This window comes from Pseudomonas sp. AGC41, from assembly GCF_057334555.1.
The window spans coordinates 1-3,212 of the sequence record NZ_JBHFJB010000062.1 but is presented as its reverse complement, the minus strand read 5'-3'; the positions used below and the strand labels follow the sequence as shown (position 1 = coordinate 3,212).

Annotated in this window: 4 protein-coding genes; 3 read left to right on the top strand and 1 reads right to left on the bottom strand. The window is 62.2% G+C overall.

Annotation, left to right across the window (positions count from 1 at the left end; all coding sequences use genetic code 11):
- Positions 1 to 193: 193 nt before the first annotated feature.
- The gene (locus ACE04F_RS11695; RefSeq protein WP_486106831.1) at positions 194 to 1,114 is read right to left on the bottom strand and encodes a histone deacetylase family protein; all 921 of its coding nucleotides are present in this window, start codon (positions 1,112 to 1,114) and stop codon (positions 194 to 196) included.
- A gap of 73 nt (positions 1,115 to 1,187) precedes the next feature.
- On the opposite strand from ACE04F_RS11695, the gene ACE04F_RS11690 reads away from it, so the two are divergent.
- From ACE04F_RS11690 to ACE04F_RS11680, 3 genes are all read left to right on the top strand, one after another.
- A complete protein-coding gene (locus ACE04F_RS11690) occupies positions 1,188 to 1,757 on the top strand; it encodes a GNAT family N-acetyltransferase (protein WP_486106829.1) in 570 nt (189 codons plus the stop codon).
- 104 nt (positions 1,758 to 1,861) lie between these two features.
- Positions 1,862 to 2,731 carry an acyl-CoA thioesterase II gene (tesB, locus tag ACE04F_RS11685; RefSeq protein ID WP_072411434.1) on the top strand — a complete coding sequence of 290 codons (870 nt, stop codon included), beginning with the start codon at positions 1,862 to 1,864 and terminating at the stop codon, positions 2,729 to 2,731.
- Positions 2,728 to 3,212 (top strand): HAD family hydrolase (locus ACE04F_RS11680; RefSeq protein ID WP_486106827.1); only part of this gene is annotated, 485 nt, incomplete at its 3' end. The genes tesB and ACE04F_RS11680, both read left to right, overlap by 4 nt.

Below are 3,212 nucleotides of genomic sequence, written 5' to 3'. Positions count from 1 at the left end.
AGTTACATGAGTATCAACTGGTGCACTGCATTCGCGAGCAGGCTCGCTCCCACAGGAGGATGTAGCGGTGTCTGAAAGTTTGGTTAAAAAACAGCCAAGCCCCTGCGAGCTATAGACGGCATAGGTTGTAGGCCCTTTCGCTCAGGTTATCCACAGGCCGCTCCACAGGCATTGTGGGTAACGCACCCAGGCTTCAATGACAACCTGATGACGTCCAGACCTTCTGCGCGCTGTGGTGCAGAATTCCGTGCCGGCGGGCCAGGGCCTTGCGATCCTTGCTGTAACCGCCGCCGATCACGCCGACTACCGGAATGTCCCGGCCCAGGCAGTGGCGCATGACGCTCTCGTCCCGGGCGGCGAGGCCTTCGTCGGTCAGCTTCAGGTAACCGAGGGCATCGTCCTTGTGCACATCGACGCCAGCGTCATAGAGCACCAGATCCGGCTGATAGAGCGGTAGCAGGTAATTGAGCGCGTCATCGACGACCCTCAGGTAAGCGCCATCCTCCATGCCCATCGGCAAGGGAATGTCCCAGTCGCTTTGCGCCTTGCGTGCAGGAAAATTCTTTTCGCAGTGCAAGGAAACTGTCACGGCGTCAGGAGTGTCATGGAGTATTCGAGCCGTACCGTCGCCCTGATGCACGTCGCAGTCGAAAATCAGCACCCGCGAGACCCGACCGCTGGCGAGGAAATAGCGGCTGATCACCGCAAGGTCATTGAAGATGCAAAATCCGGCCGGGTGGTCGTAGTGGGCGTGATGAGTGCCGCCGGCCAGATGACAGGCCAATCCGTGTTCGAGGGCTTGTTCGGCGGCCAGCAGTGAGCCGCCGACGGCGCGTACCGTTCGGCGAGCCAAGGCTTCGCTCCAGGGCAGGCCGAGGCGCCGTTGGTCTTCGCGGGACAACTCGCCGCTCATGTAGCGTTCGATATAAGCGCGATCGTGGGCCAGGGCGAGGATATCCGGTGGGCATAGGGACGGACGCAGCAGGTCCGCGTCCCGGGCCAGGCCGCTGTCCACCAGGTGATCGCGCAGCAGGCGGAACTTGTCCATGGGGAAACGGTGCTCCGCAGGGAATTCGGGGCTGTAGTCTTCGTGGTAGATCAACGGTAGCGGCATGGTGTTTTCAGTGGTGGTTGAGCCACGGATCCTACCAGCGATGTAGACTCTGAGGGCATGGAGAGGAGTGAAGATGGAGCCGATACTGGAAGTGGAAAGCGCACGGCTGATATTGCGGCAGTGGCGCGATGAAGATCTGCCGGCGTTTGCGGCGATGTCTGCCGATGCGCAAGTGATGCGTTATTTTCCGGCCCCGCTGAGTCGCCTGGAAAGCGCTGCGTTGATCGGCCGGGTGCGCGGGCATTTTGCCGAGCATGGTTTTGGTTTGTGGGCACTGGAGCGCAAGGACACCGGTGCCTTCATCGGTTTTACCGGGCTGGGCGTGGTCGGGTTCGATGCGCATTTCACCCCTGCGGTGGAGATCGGCTGGCGCCTGGCGCGCGAACACTGGGGGCTGGGATATGCCAGCGAAGCCGCGTGGACCGCGTTGCGTTGCGCCTTCGACCGCCTGGGCCTGGACGAGGTGGTGGCGTTTACCGCTGTGGATAACTTGCCTTCGCAGAAGGTCATGCAGGCCATCGGCATGCAGCACGATCCGGACGATGATTTCGAACACCCAAAGCTCGCGGTCGGTCATCCATTGCGTCACCATGTGCTCTATCGCATCAATCGTGAGCAATGGTTGCAGACCCTTCACGGTTAACCGACACGGACGTTTACAATGCCCGCCAAAATGGCCCGGGCCAATTATCGATCCGCCGCCGCAGCACAGCCTGCGCGGTTTTGTGCTGTGTGAGGAAAATCTGAATGAGCCACGTGTTGGAAGATCTGGTCGACCTGCTGACCCTGGAACCGATCGAAGAGAACCTGTTTCGCGGTCGCAGCCAGGACCTGGGCTTTCGCCAGCTGTTCGGCGGCCAGGTGCTGGGCCAGTCGTTGTCGGCGGCCAGCCAGACCGTGGAAGAGGCGCGCCATGTGCATTCGATGCATGGCTACTTCCTGCGTCCGGGCGATGCGGCGTTGCCGGTGGTCTACCAGGTGGATCGCGTGCGTGATGGCGGCAGCTTCAGCACCCGCCGGGTCACGGCGATCCAGAAGGGCAACCCGATCTTCACTTGCAGCGCGTCGTTCCAGTACGACGAACAGGGCTTCGAGCACCAGAGCACCATGCCGCAGGTCGTCGGGCCGGAAAACCTGCCCTCGGAATTGGAACTGACCCAGCAGCGCGCGCACCTGTTGCCTGAGCACATGCGTGAAAAACTGCTGTGCCCCAAGCCGATCGAGGTGCGCCCGGTCACCGAAAAGGACCCGTACAATCCGCAACCGGCCGATCCGGTCAAGTACGTGTGGTTCCGTGCCGATGGCGCCTTGGCGGATTCCCCGGCTTTGCATAAATACCTGCTGGCCTATGCGTCGGATTTCGGCCTGCTGACGACTTCGTTGCTACCGCACGGCAAATCGGTCTGGCACAAGGACATGCAGGTCGCCAGCCTCGACCACGCGTTGTGGTTCCATGCCGACCTGCGCGCCGATGACTGGTTGCTCTACGCCATGGACAGCCCCTGGGCCGGAAATTCCCGTGGGTTCTCCCGTGGCAGTGTGTTCAATCGCGCCGGACAACTGGTGGCCTCGGTGACCCAGGAAGGCCTGATCCGCCATCGCAAGGACTGGGCATGAGCCTGGCCGATGTGCGGCACTGGGTATTCGACATGGACGGCACGCTGACCATCGCCGTGCATGATTTCGCCGCGATCCGTGTGGCTTTGGCGATCCCGCCTGAAGACGACATCCTCACGCATCTGGCGGGTTTGCCCGCTGAAGAAGCCGCGGCCAAACATGCCTGGTTGCTGGAACACGAGCGGGACCTGGCGCTGGGCTCAAAGCCTGCGCCGGGAGCGGTGGAGCTGGTCCGTGAGTTGGCCGGGCGTGGTTATCGCCTGGGTATCCTGACGCGCAATGCCCGCGAGCTCGCCCACGTGACGCTTGAGGCGATCGGCCTGGCCGATTGTTTTGCCGTTGAGGACGTTCTCGGCCGTGATGAAGCGCCGCCCAAGCCGCATCCCGGTGGCCTGTTGAAACTGGCCGAGGCCTGGAACGTGGCGCCCGAGACCATGGTGATGGTGGGCGACTACCGCTTTGACCTCGACTGCGGCCGCGC